Origin of the sequence: Lysinibacillus sp. KCTC 33748 (genome assembly GCF_002237755.1) — a bacterium.
Classification (GTDB): domain Bacteria; phylum Bacillota; class Bacilli; order Bacillales_A; family Planococcaceae; genus Lysinibacillus.
The window spans coordinates 199,712-218,376 of the sequence record NZ_MWSJ01000005.1 but is presented as its reverse complement, the minus strand read 5'-3'; the positions used below and the strand labels follow the sequence as shown (position 1 = coordinate 218,376).

The following is an 18,665-nucleotide window of genomic DNA, read 5'->3' as shown; positions in this document are numbered from 1 at the left end:
GAAAAGTAGCTTAAATCCGCATCCATTTCACCTAGTAAAAAACGTTAAGAGCTACCTTCTGCTTCATGTCCCTATCTTTAGTGCCTTTCAATCACTCGTGCCATATTCTTTACACCTACAAATATCATCCTCACTTTCACCTATAAGTAATAAAATAGTTTCATTGTATATCTCTACCTATAAATGTATAATTTTACTGTATTTTGTTCGAAGTAAATGATTCTTGTTTAAACTTCGCCAAATAAAAACACGGAAAGGAATGTGTAGTTTGAAGATTGTAGGAATTATTGTAGCTGTTGTGGTTTTACTTATTGTTGGTTTAATTATTGCGAGCAAACGAATTGTGAAAAACGCAAAAAAATCACAGTTAGAAATGGAGGCGGCTAACCCTTTACCGAAAGAGAAACAGCATTTGCTTGCCTACGGTGCCAATATAGCTCTTTACCGGTCTGAGTCTCCTCGGATACTGCCAGTGAAGGTAGATCACGAGACATTGAAAGAAGGTCTTTCTTCATACTGGGACGTTAGTAATCCAGAGGAGGCTGTAGAAACCTTAGAATGGCTTCTTATGGAAGGACATCGTGCAAGGTATGACGAGCTCTTTATGGCGTTGAAAGCTGGCCAGACTTTTACAGAGGAAGAAGTGGGCAAATCACAGAAATGCTATGAATCTGCGCAAGAAGTAATGATGAAGCAGCTTTCCTTTGCAAAATCAGACTATGACCGTGTGGACACTATTGCCGCATGGGATTTTGACCGAGCTGTAAATATTGCAAGATGGAGCTACATAGTTGGTTATTTAACCGAAGAACAGGCATGGGGCTATATTGCGAGAGCAGCTGATACCGGCAGCCATTTCTTCCAATCATGGAATGACTATTTTATTTCATTTGCATTTGGTCGTGCCATTGCTTACGAGGGTGACATTTACGACATCATTTGGAGTGGAAAAGAATTGCTAAAAGAAGATGGCTCGATTTGGAATGAATTTAGTATTAATCGATCAGCGGTACAAAAAGTCTAAAACTTAACATTGGACAAGGTCCAAGAGTGTATTCTATTTAGAGTACAAAGAAATAAATGATGATTAAAACAAAAACCTGCTAGATATTTAGCTACTTTCTTAGCTAAAATCTAGCAGGTTTACTTATTTACGAACAGCTTCAAATGTAATTAATGAATGCTCTTTTGAAGGCTTTTTATTATAAATATATTCAGCTGAACAAGTAATATCAGAAAAACCTAAGCTTGTTAAAATGTGCTGGAATTCTTCTATTCCGTACCATCGCAACGGAAATCTTTGTAATTCTGAATCTATTAATTTACCATTTCTCCATTTTTCATATTTCAAAACGGTTAGCGTATATTGATCAATCCAGTTCATTTCAACGGCTTTTCTTTCTAATGCAATTCCTTCCTCTTTCGAAATTTCATAGTAAGATGAAGAAGTTTCCCCTGTTCGCCAGTCTGTAGGTAAAAGCAAGTCTACAATTAAGCGTCCTCCAGGTATCAAATGATTATACATACATTTTAATGCATCCATTGCATCTTTTGAATTCTCTATTAAGCATAAAGAACCTGTAGGCATAACAATCGCTTCAAATTTCGAGTCTATTGAAAAGTTGCTCAAGTTACCTTCATATAGATTTGGCATGAATCCTCTTTCTTCACAACGTTTTCTGCATAAATCTAACATTTCAGGTGAGTAATCAATTCCCTCAACTTTATATCCCTTTTCAAGTAAAGGAATTAAGAAGCGTCCAGAACCAACCCCCGCTTCAAGCACTTTTCCCTTAGTTCCCTTTAGTCGTTCAAGATAATATTCAATATCCCCACCAATAGAGTATCCTACTGGTTTTGTCAAATCATAAAGTTCTGTACATAATGGACCGTAATAACTATACAAAGTAATTCCTCCGATTTTTTTGCAGAAGAACTATTATACTTAGTTCTTCCACACCTTATTTATGTTTGATGAAAAAATAGAGCTGACTTTCATAATTAATCACTCACTTTCTTAAAGAATATAGTAAAATTATACATAATTACTTTATTTTTTACAAATATTTTCTTAATGCCCGAAAAATTAATAATAGTAAGAAGAACCTTACTGCTGTTCTTGTGCTCATTAAAAAATAAGGAGAGAATGCTATGAATAAAGAAAAAGTGTTTACAGAGTTCCCATTATTAAACTCCGAAAAGCTAGTACTAAAAAAAATTGAAAATGCACATTTACAGGAACTATTTGCAATTTATGATAATGAAAAAGTATTTGAATACTGCGGGATAATCCCTAAACATAATATCCAAACAGTGAATAAAATGATTGGGCATTTTGATAGAGATTACAAGAAGGAAAGCATAGTTAAATGGGGCATTTTTCAAAAATCTCATAGCGATCAATTAGTAGGTATTATAGAAGCAATGGAATTTAATCAAAAAGTGAATATGGTGACGATTGGTTACTATTTAGCAGAGGACTATTGGGGTAAAGGCCTTGCATCTGATGCGGTTAACATACTTGTCAAATTTTTATTTGAGGAAGTTAATATAAATCGAATACAGGCCGAAGTAATGCCGTTAAATGAAGCATCTAAAAAGATTCTCCTAAAAAAGGGTTTTCTAAAAGAAGGACTTTTGAGACAAGCTAAAGTATGGTCTGGTAAAGGTGTTGTAGATTTAGAAGTATACAGTTTGCTTAAAGAAGATTACATGGTGAACTAAATAATTAGGTACTCTTTCGTCAAAGGTGCTTATACAGATAATTCTTTCGGACATCATTTATGAGATAATGGATTAATATTAACAACCGAAAGAGTGGTTCTATTGACTAATGGGCATAAACCTATCAACTTGCAATACCGTAAAATACGAGTAACTTATTTGATAGCTATTGTTATCACCATTTCACTCGGCTTAGCTTCAAGAAATTGGAGTACCCTACTCCCGTCATTTGTAGCGCAGAACGCAGGAGACATACTATGGGCTATGATGGTCTATTTCGGATTTCGATTGTTGCTAGTGGGTAAAAGCGTCCTCACAGCTATTTGGCTCAGTCTTTTGTTTAGCTTCGGCATTGAATTTAGCCAGTTATATCAGGAAGACTGGATTAATCAGATTCGTGGGACTACGCTCGGGGCTTTGATACTTGGCAAAGGCTTTCTTGTAGAGGATTTGGTTCGATATACAGCGGGGATCATAATCGCTACTGTTTTGGATACAGCGGCAATTAAATTAAGGCTTCGAAGTTACATGGAAAATCGCTAGAGAATTATATTAAGTCTTTAGCGATTTTATATTTAGGGTTAAATTAATAAACCATATTTTAAATGATCAATCTTTATTACAAACCTATATGAGGAATGGTCATCATCTATTCATTAATCCAATTGATTAATTCTTTATCAAAAATATCCGGTTCTTCAAACATTGGGTTATGGCCGCTTTTTTCAAAAATGAGCTTCTTCACGTTTTCAAATGAATCATTAATTACATCCCAAAGTGAAACAGGAGCGACTAAATAATCATACTTTCCTAACCCTACCAAAATAGGTTTATCTAAATGAGCCATAGATTGGATTAGATTTCGTTCAGCAAAAGCTACACCCCAAAGATAATCAATAACATCCATATTTGTATAGACGCCTTCCCACATATAAGCAGCATCGAACGTGTAGTCATAAAAGCTATGCGCTCCCATACGAATACACATATGCACAAATCTTCTCTCTGGATCATTGTGAATATCATTCTCTAACAAAGCAATATCATGCTCAAATTGTTTTGTTCGTTCAACATTAGCCGTCTCATTAAAAAATGAAAAACTTTGCTGCTGTCTCTCCTGACTGTTTGTCGGTGCTGAATTTAATAAAATGACCTTCAGAACATTTTGAGGATATTTTTCGGCATACGCAATCGCCATAAATGCATGTCCAGAATGTCCTAAAATGATAAAATCCTCAAGCTTTAATAATTGTCTTGCTGCTTCGATATCCTCGACAATTTTATCCAAAGTATAATCTTCTTTCTTTAAAGCACGTGGTGGCTTCACAAACCCTCTATGATCCAAAAAGATAAATCGAAATTGTTTATATAAATTTTCCGAGAACAAGCGTGGATAATATACACTGCTACCCACTACCAATATTGGCTTACCTTGTCCCTTCACACAATATTTCAATTCAAAACCTTCATTTAAAATGCTTTGATAACTATTCATTATAATCGTCCTCTTTTCTTTTTATATCGAAGAGCCATATTTTAATGCTCTTCTTTTTATCACTCCCTTTCTATTTTACGTTCCCGTGTTTTCTCCATAGAACGCTCCAGCATCCTACCTCACCTCTCATTATTATTTTATATGTAATTTAAAAAGCCTTTTATCGAACAATACTATTTCTATTTTTCTCTACCAAAATGCCTGATAATATCGAAAAGTAAAATTTTTAAAAATGTGAATCAAGTATACAATAAAAATTTAGTAGTTTAAAATTATTAAATATTAGAAAAATATAGAAAGTTAGAGGATACAAGGACATGGATAAACAGTTACAACACATCATAACCTTGCGGGAAAATGGTCGATTGGAAGAAGCAAATCAATTAATGGTAGCACTAGTTAAAGAAGAGCCTGAAAATGGATATTACCAATTTCAATGTGCATGGACATATGATTCATTAGGAAAAGAAAATGACGCTGTTCCCCACTATGAAAAAGCGATTCAACTAGGGCTCGAATCAGAAATTTTACTAGATGCTTATGTAGGATTAGGAAGTACTTATCGTACGTTAGGGCAATATGAACAGGCAAAACGTATTTTTGAACAAGCCATAAGTGAGTTTCCCGAAGCCGAACATGTAAAGGTATTTTATGCAATGACTCTCTATAATCTTAGGGAACATTCAAAGGCTATGGAAACTTTGTTAAATACAGTAGTTGACACTACTAATGATGAAGGTATAAAAGACTATCGTAAAGCCATAAAGTTTTACAGTGATAAACTTGATCAAACGTGGGAATAACAAAATACACGCAGAAAAGACCAGGCTCCTATTTGGTAACCTGATCTTTTCATATTACTTCACAATATTTGTCTTTTTATCGGTAGAAATAATTGCAACAAATACTAATGAAATTATACCGCTAAAGAAAAATAAATAACTTAAAGGAATTAAAAAGAAGTTTCTTTCTATGAGTGTTCCATCTGGCAGTATTTCATCCCCGATAATTCCCTTCGTAAATAAACATAAAATTCCTATTAAAATCGGTAAAGTTGCAAGTATATATTTTTTCATCATTCTTCTCCTATTATTCATTATCCTCATTTTTTCTATATTCCAAAATGTCACCTGGTTAGCAGTCTAAAACTTCGCATATTTTTTCTAATGTAGGAAATTTAACGGCTTTTGCCTTCCCATTTTTCAAGTTAGAAACATTCGCCATTGTATTGCCTAGTTTTTCTGATAATTCTGTAACACACCATTTTTCTTTTGGCCAGCATGACATCGAGATTTACTATGATAACCATCGTTTACACACCTCAATCGTTAGATCATTATCCTGCTTTATCTCACTTGCTTTTCTTACTAAATAAGAAAGCATTGAAGTAAAGACTGAGATGACGATTGCAAAGAATAAAATCTAGGACATTCGCGTGATAGCTACCAACCGAAAAAATATAAAGTAACGCAGCTACATATAAGACACCTTAGATCATGGCTAACACACTTAGTATTTTTAATTAATCTGCGTTCGAGTCCGTAATATCTTGATTAGAGCCAATAAAAATGGAATCCACGTTATCCAAATGCAATAAATGGATTATATAGTGCTTGTAGTTCTTCTTTGTCTAGTAAATCTTCCTTGCCTGTTTGTGGCCCTATATAAATACCGAACAATAATACAATTATCAATTTTAACCATCTTGATAATTATCTTTGTTCATAACTTGCTAATGACATATTATCTTGTCATTCATTCCAAGTCAATAATTATTTATCGTAAAACAATAAATAATTATTGTAACTGCATATACCTTCCCCTTTTTAGCCAAAATGCTTGCTAGATTAATGAAATATGATAAAATAAGAACATATATTCGCACTCCCTTAATTTTTTTCACGGGAATATTTTATTATAAAAATAAATTGGGTGCGAGAATACATCTTAATAATATAAAAACTAATGTCGGATAATCTGTTGTTTTGACAATAATAAAACGGCTGCTCGGACAAGCAACCGTTATTTTTTATAGTTATAGTGCTTTGGAAGCCTGATGAATTAGAGCAGCTACCATTTTATCCATTTGTGCAAAACGATCGTCTTTTGTTTGACCGTTGACGTATCGATAATAGATTTGCTGACAAATTACAGCTAATTTAAAGTAGGCAAATGTAATATAATAATCGATGGCCGAAACATCACGTCCGCTTTTCTCAGCATAGCGGTTTATGAATTCCTTACGCGTATAAAACCCTGTTAAAGTCGTTATTGGTGGTTCTCCAAATGCGTATAGCAGCATTTTTGGATCATCTGCATGCATCCAATAGCTCATAGCTACCCCTAAATCTGCTAATGGGTCCCCTACAGTTGTCATCTCCAAATCAAAAAGACCCATCATTTCAGAATAATCGCTGGAAAACATAGCGTTATTAAGCTTGTAATCATAATGAATAATAGTTGCTTCACCATTAGAAGGTACATGGTCCTCTAACCACTTAGTCAACGCTGCTACTTCAGCATGTTCTGCCGTTTTCGCTTTGTCATAGCGCTCAATCCACCCATGTACTTGTCGTTCCATAAATCCTTCTGGCTTCACCATATCTTTTAATTGCGTTTCCTTATATGGTATTGCATGAAGAGCTACAAGTGAATCAACCATCTTTTCCGAAACGAGACGTCCTAATTCCTCCGTATTATCAGTGCCAGATGGAAAATGAGTATCTAGTACGATACCCTTTTTGCGTTCCATTAGAAAGAAATCACTGCCGATTATATCTCGGTCGTCCACGTACACATACGGTTTAGGTACTGCAGATAAAAATGGATGTAATGCCGATATAATCGTAAACTCACGTTTCATATCATGCGCTTTTTTGGCGACTGGTCCATGTGGAGGCCGTCGCAGAACCACTTCAAATTCGCCTACTTTTAGGCAATAAGTCAAATTTGAATGTCCTGCACTAAACTGTGAAATTTCTAGTTTCCCCTCTGGTAATTCCGGAAATTGACTCTTTAAAAATGAGTGTAATTTCACTTCATCTATACGTTCACTTGCCCTTACTTGTATCGTATCCATTATACCCCTCCCTTAAATGATTGAGCTCATACCGCCATCCACAACTATGACATCCCCCGTAATATAATCTGAGGCAGCCGCGGCTAAAAATAATGCAACGCCTTTTAGGTCATTTTCAGTTCCTAATCGTTTTAAAGGCGTCACGCCCATTAAATAATCTTGTCCGCGCTCAATTAAAACCTTTGACATTTTTGTTGGGAAAAATCCTGGGGCAATCGCATTCACATTAACGCCATATGGTCCCCATTTTACGGCTAAATCTTTTGTTAGCGTAATGACCGCGCCTTTACTTGCGTTATAACCAATTGTATCCATGAATTCAGGTAGTGTACCGCCAAGCCCTGCAACCGAAGCGATATTGATGATTTTTCCACTCTTTTGTTCTAGCATTATTTTGCCAACAGCTTGGCTCATTAAAAATGTACCATTGACGTTAACATCGAAGACTTTTTGCCAAGCTTTATATGGCATTTCAACGGCAGGAGTACCCCAAGACGCCCCACTGTTATTAACTAAAATATCAATTTGGCCGAATGTTTCAAGCGTTTTTGTCACTACATTCGCTATATCTTCTGGCTTTGTTACATCACAGTCAAGCGCTAATGTTTGTACACCTAAATCAGCTAATTCTGCCGCAACCTCTTCGCATGCCTCAACCTTTCTTGAGCAAAGTACAACGTTGGCACCTGCTTCTGCAAAGCCTTGTGCGATTTGAGCTCCAAGACCACGACCTCCGCCAGTTACGATGGCCGTTTTCCCTTTTAAGCTAAATAAATCTAGTACCGTCATTTCACCAGCTCCTCTTGTTTTTTGGCATGCTTCTTAAGCTCCAGCTTAGCAACTGTGTTACGATGCACTTCATCCGGTCCATCTGCTAATCGTAATGTACGAGAATTTGCCCATTGTGCAGCAAGCGTCGTATCAGGTCCTACTCCAGCAGCACCGAATGCTTGAATCGCTCGGTCAATCACTCTTAATGCCATATTTGGCGCCACTACTTTAATCATAGCAATTTCTGCTTTCGCTTCTTTATTCCCTACTGTGTCCATCATATACGCCGCCTTTAACGTTAAGAGCCTTGCCTGCTCAATATCAATACGGGACTCCGCAATACGCTCGCGCATCACACCTTGGTCTGCGAGCGCTCGATGGAAAGCGTGTCGCTCACTTACACGCACACACATTTCTTCTAATGCACGTTCAGCGGCTCCAATCAGGCGCATACAGTGATGGATACGACCTGGCCCTAAACGACCTTGCGCAATCGCAAAGCCTTTGCCTTCTCCCCACAATATATTTTCAACAGGTACTCGAACATTCGTAAACGTCACCTCACCATGTCCTTCAGGTGCGTGATCATAGCCAAATGCAGTAAGCATACGCTCAATTTTCACTCCAGGAGTATCCATCGGCACTAAGATCATCGACTGTTGCTCATGAATAGGTGCTGTAGTATCTTTATGTTTCCCCATAAAAATGGCGATTTTACAGCGTGGATCCCCAGCTCCTGTTGTCCACCACTTATGTCCATTTAAAATATAATAATCGCCATCACGTTCAATGCTTGCCTCGATATTTGTTGCATCACTAGAGGCAACTGCTGGCTCAGTCATTGCAAAGCAGGAACGTATTTCTCCACGTAATAGCGGCTCTAGCCATTGCTTTTTCTGCTGTTCTGAGCCGTAACGCACAAGTACCTCCATATTTCCCGTATCTGGTGCATTACAATTAAACACTTCTGGCGCAAGTAAAGAGCGTCCCATTATTTCACATAATGGTGCATATTCTAAATTCGTCAAACCTGCTCCATATTCGCTATCTGGCAAAAATAAATTCCATAAGCCCGCTTCTTTTGCCTTTTGCTTTAACTCCTCCATAATTGGTGGAATCGCTCCCCAACGATCCTCCATTGCCTCTACTTGTGCAGCATACACTGCCTCGTTCGGATAAATGTATTGCTCCATAAAATTTGTCAGCTTCTCTTGCAGTTCTACTACTTTTTTGCTATAAGAAAAGTTCATAAAAAAGCCCCCTTTGTTTGAACTCAAAATGACAAATGAATGAATATTCATTTTTATTCTTACATTAAATGTTACCGCTATATTTATTGTAAATCAATGTCTATTAATAAAAAATTTGAATTATAGAGAAAATTCATACTTAAGACAATATTTCAAGCGAATAAGTCATCACATTACGATAATAAAACACAAGCCAAAAACTATTTTACCATAATATGTATATTCAAATCGTAATAGCTTCTTTTAATATCAGTACGTGAAGATAAAAAAGAGTAACTTCTCATTCAAAGAAGTTACTCTTCTTAATTACATTAGTCTTTCACATTTTAAAGCGTTTTGCCTACTGCCATAATATCTGTAAGCAATTGACGAATAGCTAAAGGTAGATGGCGATTTTTTAAATACACTACATACACATTTCGTCGCAAATTAGGACAATCAATTTCTTTTTGTACAATCGTGTTAGCGGTAGGACCTTTTAAATAATTTTCAGGTAGAATGGTAATCCCTAAATTTTCACGAACAAGAGACACAGCTGTCTCAAAACGTTCAATCTCAAATTGTATATTAATGTTTTTGTCAGCCCTTGCGAATGCATCTAAAATGTCTTGTCTCGTTTGAAAGCCCTCTGTACTAATAATAAATGGCTCCTCACTTAAATCGGCGATCGTCAACCTTTCCTTCTCTGCTAATGGGTGATTTAATGGTAAAACGGCTACAAGTCGCTCTTCATATAAGCATTTAACTTCGAGATCCTCATCATCCATGATTTGATTTGTAATAATTAAATGTGTTTTATAGCTTTTAAGCGATTTTTCAACACGCTTACTCCCTAAAATATCTACTAGATGAATCATCATTTCTGGGTACTCTTTTTTATACTCTGTAATAACTTTTGGGAGCCAATGCTTAATCGATTCCATTATGCCAATCGTTATTTCGCTCGTACCACGTACAATGACCTCATCCATTTCAATTTTTAAAACTTCCATGTTTTTCAATATAACTTTTGCTCGTTCATATAAAAGCTCACCTGCCTCTGTTAATTGAAGATTTCTCGTATTCCTTTCAAGCAACGGTGAACCAATTTCTTGCTCTAATTTTTTAATAGCATTACTTAGAGAAGGCTGAGAAATATGCAGTTTTTCAGCAGCCTTCGAGAAATTCATTTGCCCCGCAACTGCTATAAAATATTGCAATTGTTTAATATCCACAACAACATCCCTTCCCATTTATAGTTTAAAGCTATAGATTAATAATAATTATATATTAGATATTATAATTATGCGAATATATAATTTATTCATAACAATATTTTCACTACAATAATATTGGAAACGGAGTTGATACTGATATGTATACAATGACAGATCAAAAACAATGGAAAGGTCGTATAGATTCAACTACTAATACGAGTAGTTTTCGTTTACATCAAAAAGTAAAAAGAATTCCTATTAATGATGTCAATGCTTCAGATAATCACCATGCCGGAATTGTTGGCTTTATTTGTGAGGAAGGTGTACGTCGTAATCAAGGACGTATAGGCGCAGCAAGTGCACCTAATGCTCTGCGTGAGGCATTATCTAGCCTACCTTGGACATTTGATGATGAACAGCAAATTATAGATGTCGGTAACGTTATTTGTCTAAATCATGCATTAGAAGAAGCACAGCGTGAGCTCGGTGAAATTGTCAAAACATTGCTAAACAAAAAATTACAATGTGTCGTGCTTGGCGGAGGACACGAAACACTATACGGACATTACTTAGGCGTTCGCTCAGCTTTACCTAAAGATGCAGAAATAGGGATCGTCAATATCGACGCTCATTTCGATTTACGACCATATGATGAACAGCCATCGTCCGGCACAATGTTCCGTCAGATTTTAGAGCAGGATCCACATGCCGATTACTTTGTTCTAGGCATACAACGTTACGGTAATACAAAAGAGCTATTTGATAAAGCCAATGAGTTGAATGTAAATTATGTGTTAGAAGATAACCTGACGCCAGAAAATATGGCGCAAACCTTAAATGATCTTCAGCAATTTATGGATAGTCATGATTATATTCTTTTAACGTTATGTATGGATGTGCTAAACGCTGCATTTGCACCAGGAGTTAGTGCTCCATCACCGTTTGGACTAGATCCAAAAACTGTTCGCACAATACTTCAAACAGTAACTTCGCACCCAAATACACATTCTTTTGATATTTGTGAGGTAAACCCTTCACTGGATGAGAACGGACACACAGTTAAATTAGGTGCTTATTTTGTTTATGAAGCACTAAATCACTTACTTAGGAGACATGGTTAATGATCGAATTCAATCAAATTACAACAGTATTTCTAGCAGTTGCCCTATTCGCATTGGGCAGCTGGCTTATCAATAAAATCGGGTTTTTAAAAAGGTTTTGTATACCGGCGCCAGTTGTTGGTGGCTTACTGTTCGCCGCATTAGCAACTATTCTAAAGACAACTGACGTCATAGAAATTTCGCTTGATACGTCGTTACAAAGCTTATTTATGATTACTTTCTTCACAACAATTGGTTTAGGGGCAAGCTTTAAACTTGTGAAGCTTGGTGGAAAATTATTAGTTATTTATTGGTTAGCTTGTGGTTTCTTAGCTTTAATGCAAAATGTTATTGGTGTGTCACTTGCATCACTAATGGGGATTCATCCATTAATCGGGATGATGGCTGGCGCTGTTTCTATGGAAGGCGGTCATGGTGCCGCTGCAGCATTTGGACAAACATTAGAAGACTTAGGTATTTCTTCAGCCATGACAATCGGTGCGGCAGCAGCTACATGTGGTTTAGTTGCTGGTGGCTTAATCGGTGGTCCTATTGTAAAGTACTTAGTTGGTAAATACAATTTAACGCCAGATGAACAAGAAACTGAAGAAGTTGATTTTGAAAATAAAAATGAACAAATTACATCTGATTCATTCTTTACACAAGTATTATTCATCACGTTCTGTATGGCAGTAGGTACATATGTTGGAACATTATTCTCAGAAGCTACTGGCTTCGTACTACCTGGCTATGTTGGTGCAATGTTTGTAGCTGTATTAGTGCGCAATATTATGGATAAAATAAACCCTGAAGCGATTAACATGAAAAGCATTTCTTTAATTGGCGATGTAACATTAGGGATCTTCCTTTCTATGGCACTAATGAGTATTAAATTATGGGAAATCGCTGATTTAGCACTTCCATTATTCATTATTGTTTTCGCGCAAGTATTCTTCATTGTCGTATTTAGTATCTTTGTATTATTTAAGATTCTTGGTAAAAACTACGATGCTGCAGTTATGGTTGCCGGTTTTGCAGGACACGGCTTAGGGGCAACGCCAAATGCGATGGCTAATATGTCAGCAGTTGTCCAACGCTTCGGTCCATCGAAAAAAGCATTTCTTGTCGTACCAATTGTAGGAGCGTTTTTAATCGACGTATTCGGTATTCCAATTATTATCACGACTATTAATCTATTTAAATAATCAATAAGGCCGTGCAATTGTCTTTATTAGACAGTTGCACGGCCTTATTTTATTGCCTATAGTTTATTGTAATATTTCACTAACAGTTACAAATTCATAGCCTTGCTTTTGCAAGTAAAGAATTACACTTTCCAAACCATTTGCTGTCGTTTGATGAATATCATGCATTAAAACAATGCTGCCATCTTTCACTGATGCTTTCACAGACGCTAATATTTTATCAGCATTGTGATGCTTCCAATCTAATGTATCGATTGACCATAGAATAGAAGGCATTGTAATGACAGAACGAACTTTATCATTCACTGCGCCATATGGTGGACGGAAAACCGTTGGATATTGACCGATGGATGCATAAATAGCATTGCTAGTTCGATCAACCTCTTGTTTAACATTTGCTGGCGATAAGCCTGTTAACTTTGGATGGTTCCATGTATGATTGCCTAATTCATGACCAGCCTCATAAACGTTCTTTACGATTGCTGAGTTTTTAGAGGCGTTTGGCCCAACCATAAAAAATGTTGCTTTTGCATTATATTTCTTTAAAGTCGCTAAAATTTGTGGGGTAACTTTTGCATCTGGCCCATCATCGAATGTTAAAGCCACACGCTTCTTTTCCCCTTTCGCTACTGGTACACCTTTATTATATATTTTATTACCAGGTATTTGGATATTCGCCAGCTCAGAAGCTTTCACATAGCCCTTTTGTTCACCAGCTTCTACATAGGCCCAGCCAACTAGCGTTGTGTACTGTTGAACGACTGTTTTATTAGCAATCGTGCCAAGAATCTCGCCATTTGGGCTAGCAGTTAAACGAAGCATAGCACCATTAGCAGCATTTACTCGTTTTGTTGTCGCAACTGGTTTCTTTAAAGAATTTGTTGCAACATAGCCTGTTTGATGACCATATTGAACAAATGACCAACCTCCAGGTGCTGATCCATATACAAAGATAATACTGTTTTCATTAAGCAGTCCCGTTTTTTGTGCATTTGGACTTGGATATGTAAATAAAGATGTTCCGCCTTTTTGCGTCACTAAATAAATTTCAGGTGTCGTGCTTACTAATGCTGCCGTCTCAACATATCCCTCTAGCTGTTGCACTTTAATTTGAGTCCATTTCTTACTTACAGGTGTAGCTGTTACATAACTACCTTTCGTTATTTGACCAATTTCGGTACTTTCTACGGAAGGATCTTCATAAATTGCTGTGTCTTTAGCTACTGATTGAATAACAGATGTACCCCCAGCATTTGCAGCTTCATTATCTACAAACACAAAACTAATTAAAAATGTCAAAATAATTGCAAAGGGTAAAATTTTTTTCATTGTTCTACACCGCCCTTTTCATCACAGATGTCTTTTCTCATGTGCTTTTTCTATTAAAGTATAGAATTCGACTCTAATTATAGATTAATAGATTGTGCCAGGAAATAGTAGGAATCAACTACTTTTTGTGAATAAAAATGGAACACGCCATAACGTAGGATTGATTTCTGTTTCGGCTGGGCTTTTTCCTAGAGTCGCCCAACCTCCACTCTAATCAAGTAATAAATACGGCATATTGTTGAATTGTTTGCTTATTCTTTTCTAAAAAACTTTCAATGATTACAATACACCTCCCCTTATAAATCAAACTGATCGAATGTATTCCCGAAAAAAGGCTCCCAAGACGCCTTTTTTCAAGTGTTTATGCGTGCTCCCTATAAAAGAAGACGGTTGAAACAATTAAAAAGTTGTTATTTTTTCATATTTTTCCCTACAGCGAATCGTACGCTGTCAGAGCATCTTCAATATGGAATGGTGGTGTCCAGGCCTGCCCATCTGCATTCGTCGTCACGAATATATATCGTTTTCCATCTTTTTCGATTATTGACGCTAAGCAAAGACCCGCTTCAGGTGTATATCCCGTTTTCCCTCCCAATATCGCACCTTCTCCGCCTGGTATTTTCGTCAAAAGTGAGCTTGTTATCGTTAATTCATTAGGCACATGAGTACTATAGCTTTTTGAAGTCAAAATTTGATAAAAGATAGGATTTTCAATAGCATAACGAAACAGCTTGCTAATATCTCGTACACTGGAGACATGAGCAGGATCATGTAATCCGCTGGCATTCACAAAGTGAGTATCATTCAGCCCTAATTCATGTGCTTTATTATTCATTAATGTCACAAATGATTCTTCACTTCCTGCAATCGCATCCGCAAGTGTTCCTGTAGCATCCGCCCCAGAAGCAAGCAATGTACCATATAATAAATCCTCTATCGTCACAAAATCTCCTGCCTTAAAGCCAGCCATGGACGCATTTTGAGCAGTAAATTTAGAAATTGTTTGTGGTTCAACGATTGTTTGCTTCTGCAGATCAGTAGTCATTTCAATGGCAACAATCGCTGTCATAATTTTCGTTAATGATGCAGGATAGATAATGGCATCTGCACTTTTTTCGAATAATATATCTCCTTTTTCATTCAGCAACAACGCATTTTTACTATGCAACGAAGGTAGCTCAATTTCGGTTTGTTCCGTTAAGTTATTTGTATAATAAAAAAAGAATGCAACCGCACATATAAAACAAAACACGACAAATTTCTTCATAAAAAAACGCCCCCCACTCATTATAATAGGAGGCTTTTATGAATATTCCTGTAGGAAATTTATGAAGAAATTCTTAAGGTTCTTTAATTAATTTCGTCTTGGCGTAATTGCGTCAGGAGACTTTACCGTCATTCATCTTCACCTTCAAAGGTAGGAGTCTTCTGTACCTGTCGCTACACTTTCGTGAAAAAACATTATAAATGAAGATAAACATCATCAAAATCCGAACATATTCTTGTGATTGTTTTATTCGTTAATTTAAAAAATATATTTTGAGACACTTCTAGCTTCAGTGCATCTTCCTTTTTTAAATCAGCATAAATCCCTCGTAAAATACGACCTGTTAGACCATGTGAAATAGCAATCACATTTGGTACATGTTGCATGCCTTTTAACCAAGCACTTAGTCTGCACACTACCGAGTCATACGCTTCTCCATTAGGCGCATTAAAATACCAGTTATACACATCTGTATTTTGAAAAAGATTTGGCCAAGAACTTTCAATTTCTTTCGTCGTTAACCCAGCCCATTGTCCCACAGCAACCTCAGTTAATCGTTCATCTTTTTCAACATTTTTCACATCATATCCTATTGTTTCACAAATGATTTCAGTACTTTGCATGGCTCTTCCTAATGGACTCGACACAATTTTCCATTCATTAGGATTTCCAATTAAACTTTTCAGTATTTGTGCGTTTTGTTGTACTTGTTGTACACCCACTTCTGTTAATGGAGAATCGAGCTCTCCTTGGTATCGTCCTTGTGTATTAATTCCGTTTCCCCATGACGAAGTAAGTAAATCGTTTGGTTCTTCAATATTGTCCCCCCATACTTTCTCCCTAGTTATTACTAATATTTTCATATATTTTCATTTCTAATCCCAATATTATTCATTAGTATTGTCCCTTGTTCGGTTAAATTAAATTGGAAATGGATCTTATTTAGCTTCAATGGATCAAACTGTGGATTTACTTCTTTAAAATCGTTCAATGAAAATCCATAATATTGAAACACTGGTTCCGTCGTATTACCTACATTGGAAAAAGGTTTTTTCAGTAACTTTCCTTTTATGGCAGGTGTCAATTTGGCTATATAGCTAAGAGGCAGGCTCGCCCGTTTACCATTGCTGTCTTCTACAGTGACTGTAAAATCAATTAGTTCCTCCTGATTGTTCTCTCTTTCTTCTTCTCTATTATCTGCAAGTGAAAATACGATAGAACTGTTCGGCCCTATCTCTAATCCATTCTCAGGAAGGCTTAATGTATAAAAAGCTGAAGAAAATTTGTCTTTTGAATCCCAACCTAAACGAACGGCACTATAATCTGCTCCGTCATTTTTCATTTTGACTTTTTCCTCTTTCCATTCCTTCAAGTTCTTGCCGAACAGTTTGCCGCCTGGGACAGTGGTCGTGTTTAGATCAATATCTTCATTGAACGTAGCAATTAAAGAAGTTTGCGAATCGTAGTAATTATTGATATACAGCGTGTCAGGAAGCCATTCTTTAGCATAACCTAAATCTTTAAAAATCTCCTTGTATCGTTTCTTTTCTTTCAACGTACTATCTAAAAAAGCAGAAATCAATACTTTCGTGACGGTTTCTTGCTGTTCGCGAGGCATAATTTGTTTTAGGTTAAAGAGTTGGTTAGCCGTGCCGGCTACATCGCCTCGTCCCCACCCTTCATTAAATTGCCCATGATTGGCTCCATAAATATAGACCGACGCATTCATATTATCATCTTTATTCGTATAAGAAATCCGATATTGCTGATTAGAGCTATCAAAGCTATTTACGTCCATATCATGCGCCCCTTGTAGTGCCAAATAGTTTACGTTTTTTAACGGAAGTGGTTTCCCTGCAGGCATATATTGACCGTCTACCCCAGCAATAGAAATAAGCGAGCGGATTGAGAAATTATAATCAAATTGAATATTTCCGTTACTAGGTGGGTGTTGCATTTCGTTAAAAGCAGCTGCAATCGCGATAGCTTCTCCGCCTCTGGAATGCCCAATCAGTGCAATGTGTTCCATATCCACTTTTTTATAAAATGGATTACTTTCAGTATTGTTCCATTCTTCCCACACCTTTAAATGCTCTAGCAATATTAATCCTCTCGCTGGATTCTCATTCTTTAGCGGACTGACCAAAAACATATCATCATAGGGAGATACATTAAGAAAGTTTTCATCTACGGATACAACTATATAGCCCCTACTCGCAAGAAGGTTACCTAAATATTCGTAACCTGTATCAGAATAGTCAGTCATCACATGGTTTCCATGAACAATCATTACTAACGGAAAGTCTCCTTTTCCTTCTGGATACCACACATGACCATTTAACGGCATTTCATCAGGTCCAAAACCAAGTGTTTTCGTGCGAACGGAAGACCACTTTTCTATAAAATCGGAAGCGTCTATTGTTTTAGTTGCCAAAGAATTTTTTTGGTTAAAGACTTCCCGATAAGTATTCGGATTGCCGTATGTGAGCTTTCTAATTGGATAGTTGCCCGGTTTCGCTGGATTTTTAAGCAAAGTATTGTCATACCGTTTCGATGTTTTCAGCTGCTTTAATACAACTACTGGGGTGTTCGCATCCCCGGGATGAATCAACCAATAACTCCATGCTCCAATCCCAATAGTCAATATAAATAAACATGTGAGGACGCTAACTTTTTGATATTTTTTTGCATTTTTATAGCTACCCTTTAACCATTTGTATAATAATGCACCCCACAAAGAAACAACAACCGCTACTAATAGAATAAATAGGATAGTTACTTCCAAAGAAGAAGAGAAAAAGCAGAACAACAGAAATATTAGCGAACTAAAGAGTATCCATATAAATCGACTAGGAATTTTTTTCACTCCATTAAATAGAAGAGTGATAAAACCACTTATTAGCACTACGGATAAAATAAATATGAGCATTCCAATAGTGAAATCTAAAAAACTACGCTGATCTAATAAAAACTTACCTTGAATCAAAATCATTAGAAATGCCATCGTACTTAAAGCGGTAGCGGCACCTTTCCAACCTAATGACAATGGCTCAATACGCTTTTGATTTGTGTATAGCTTTCTAACAAAATATTTGAGTTTCCTTTTTATTACGTCCAATTTTTTAATCCTCCTACCTACAATTTATTCCATAAATATTCTATTGCAGGTTAAAGGATGACTCTTTCACATTTAGGAATCTCAAATTGAACACTTTGAAAATTTATCGAAACAAAATCGCTCTTTATCGA

At 36.4% G+C, this 18,665-nt stretch carries 17 protein-coding genes and 2 pseudogenes; 6 read left to right on the top strand and 13 right to left on the bottom strand.

Features of this window, described 5'->3' with window-relative positions:
- The first annotated feature begins 268 nt into the window (after positions 1 to 268).
- Entirely contained in the window at positions 269 to 1,024 is a 756-nt protein-coding gene (locus tag B1B04_RS10160; protein ID WP_240518265.1) for a DUF1266 domain-containing protein, read from the top strand.
- 123 nt (positions 1,025 to 1,147) lie between these two features.
- Here B1B04_RS10160 and B1B04_RS10155 read toward each other — a convergent pair whose 3' ends face one another.
- Entirely contained in the window at positions 1,148 to 1,906 is a 759-nt protein-coding gene (locus B1B04_RS10155) for a class I SAM-dependent methyltransferase (protein ID WP_079561348.1), read from the bottom strand.
- Positions 1,907 to 2,151: 245 nt separating this feature from the next.
- Here B1B04_RS10155 and B1B04_RS10150 point away from each other — a divergent pair, with 245 nt between their 5' ends.
- Together B1B04_RS10150 and B1B04_RS10145 are read left to right on the top strand one after the other, a co-directional pair.
- A complete protein-coding gene (locus B1B04_RS10150; protein ID WP_079561347.1) occupies positions 2,152 to 2,724 on the top strand; it encodes a GNAT family N-acetyltransferase in 573 nt (190 codons plus the stop codon).
- Positions 2,725 to 2,826: 102 nt separating this feature from the next.
- Positions 2,827 to 3,267, top strand: a complete 441-nt coding sequence (locus B1B04_RS10145; RefSeq protein WP_079561346.1) for a ribosomal maturation YjgA family protein — start codon at positions 2,827 to 2,829, stop codon at positions 3,265 to 3,267.
- Between the two features lie 106 nt (positions 3,268 to 3,373).
- Here B1B04_RS10145 and B1B04_RS10140 read toward each other — a convergent pair whose 3' ends face one another.
- Entirely contained in the window at positions 3,374 to 4,219 is an 846-nt protein-coding gene (locus B1B04_RS10140; RefSeq protein ID WP_079561345.1) for an alpha/beta fold hydrolase, read from the bottom strand.
- Positions 4,220 to 4,536: 317 nt separating this feature from the next.
- Between B1B04_RS10140 and B1B04_RS10135 the strand changes: the two genes are divergently transcribed.
- Entirely contained in the window at positions 4,537 to 5,022 is a 486-nt protein-coding gene (locus tag B1B04_RS10135) for a tetratricopeptide repeat protein (protein ID WP_079561344.1), read from the top strand.
- A gap of 54 nt (positions 5,023 to 5,076) precedes the next feature.
- Here B1B04_RS10135 and B1B04_RS10130 read toward each other — a convergent pair whose 3' ends face one another.
- The 7 genes and pseudogenes from B1B04_RS10130 to B1B04_RS10100 form a co-directional block, all read right to left on the bottom strand.
- Positions 5,077 to 5,298 carry a DUF3955 domain-containing protein gene (locus B1B04_RS10130; RefSeq protein ID WP_079561343.1) on the bottom strand — a complete coding sequence of 74 codons (222 nt, stop codon included), beginning with the start codon at positions 5,296 to 5,298 and terminating at the stop codon, positions 5,077 to 5,079.
- A gap of 55 nt (positions 5,299 to 5,353) precedes the next feature.
- A pseudogene (locus B1B04_RS10125) lies at positions 5,354 to 5,528 on the bottom strand (helix-turn-helix domain-containing protein).
- A pseudogene (locus tag B1B04_RS26695) lies at positions 5,516 to 5,889 on the bottom strand (DUF2975 domain-containing protein). The pseudogenes B1B04_RS10125 and B1B04_RS26695 overlap by 13 nt, the downstream one beginning before the upstream one ends.
- 365 nt (positions 5,890 to 6,254) lie before the next feature.
- A complete protein-coding gene (locus tag B1B04_RS10115; protein ID WP_079561342.1) occupies positions 6,255 to 7,298 on the bottom strand; it encodes a phosphotransferase family protein in 1,044 nt (347 codons plus the stop codon).
- Positions 7,299 to 7,310: 12 nt separating this feature from the next.
- A complete protein-coding gene (locus B1B04_RS10110; protein ID WP_079561341.1) occupies positions 7,311 to 8,087 on the bottom strand; it encodes an SDR family oxidoreductase in 777 nt (258 codons plus the stop codon).
- Complete coding sequence (locus B1B04_RS10105) at positions 8,084 to 9,319, bottom strand: acyl-CoA dehydrogenase family protein (RefSeq protein WP_079561340.1); 1,236 nt, start codon at positions 9,317 to 9,319, stop codon at positions 8,084 to 8,086. The genes B1B04_RS10110 and B1B04_RS10105 overlap by 4 nt, the downstream gene beginning before the upstream one ends.
- 326 nt (positions 9,320 to 9,645) lie before the next feature.
- Positions 9,646 to 10,533 carry a LysR family transcriptional regulator gene (locus tag B1B04_RS10100; RefSeq protein ID WP_079561339.1) on the bottom strand — a complete coding sequence of 296 codons (888 nt, stop codon included), beginning with the start codon at positions 10,531 to 10,533 and terminating at the stop codon, positions 9,646 to 9,648.
- 140 nt (positions 10,534 to 10,673) lie between these two features.
- Here B1B04_RS10100 and hutG point away from each other — a divergent pair, with 140 nt between their 5' ends.
- Entirely contained in the window at positions 10,674 to 11,636 is a 963-nt protein-coding gene (hutG, locus tag B1B04_RS10095; protein ID WP_079561338.1) for a formimidoylglutamase, read from the top strand.
- The gene (gene gltS, locus B1B04_RS10090) at positions 11,636 to 12,820 is read left to right on the top strand and encodes a sodium/glutamate symporter (RefSeq protein WP_079561337.1); all 1,185 of its coding nucleotides are present in this window, start codon (positions 11,636 to 11,638) and stop codon (positions 12,818 to 12,820) included. The genes hutG and gltS overlap by 1 nt, the downstream gene beginning before the upstream one ends.
- A 63-nt stretch (positions 12,821 to 12,883) precedes the next feature.
- Here the strand turns inward: gltS and B1B04_RS10085 are convergent, their stop codons facing one another.
- The 4 genes from B1B04_RS10085 to B1B04_RS10070 form a co-directional block, all read right to left on the bottom strand.
- Positions 12,884 to 14,149 carry a polysaccharide deacetylase family protein gene (locus B1B04_RS10085; protein ID WP_079561336.1) on the bottom strand — a complete coding sequence of 422 codons (1,266 nt, stop codon included), beginning with the start codon at positions 14,147 to 14,149 and terminating at the stop codon, positions 12,884 to 12,886.
- A 430-nt stretch (positions 14,150 to 14,579) separates the two neighbouring features.
- Positions 14,580 to 15,416 carry a D-alanyl-D-alanine carboxypeptidase family protein gene (locus B1B04_RS10080; RefSeq protein WP_079561335.1) on the bottom strand — a complete coding sequence of 279 codons (837 nt, stop codon included), beginning with the start codon at positions 15,414 to 15,416 and terminating at the stop codon, positions 14,580 to 14,582.
- A gap of 194 nt (positions 15,417 to 15,610) precedes the next feature.
- Entirely contained in the window at positions 15,611 to 16,279 is a 669-nt protein-coding gene (locus B1B04_RS10075) for a histidine phosphatase family protein (protein WP_240518264.1), read from the bottom strand.
- Positions 16,276 to 18,534, bottom strand: coding sequence for a poly(ethylene terephthalate) hydrolase family protein (locus B1B04_RS10070; RefSeq protein WP_240518263.1), 2,259 nt, complete (start codon positions 18,532 to 18,534; stop codon positions 16,276 to 16,278). The genes B1B04_RS10075 and B1B04_RS10070 overlap by 4 nt, the downstream gene beginning before the upstream one ends.
- Positions 18,535 to 18,665 lie beyond the last annotated feature (131 nt).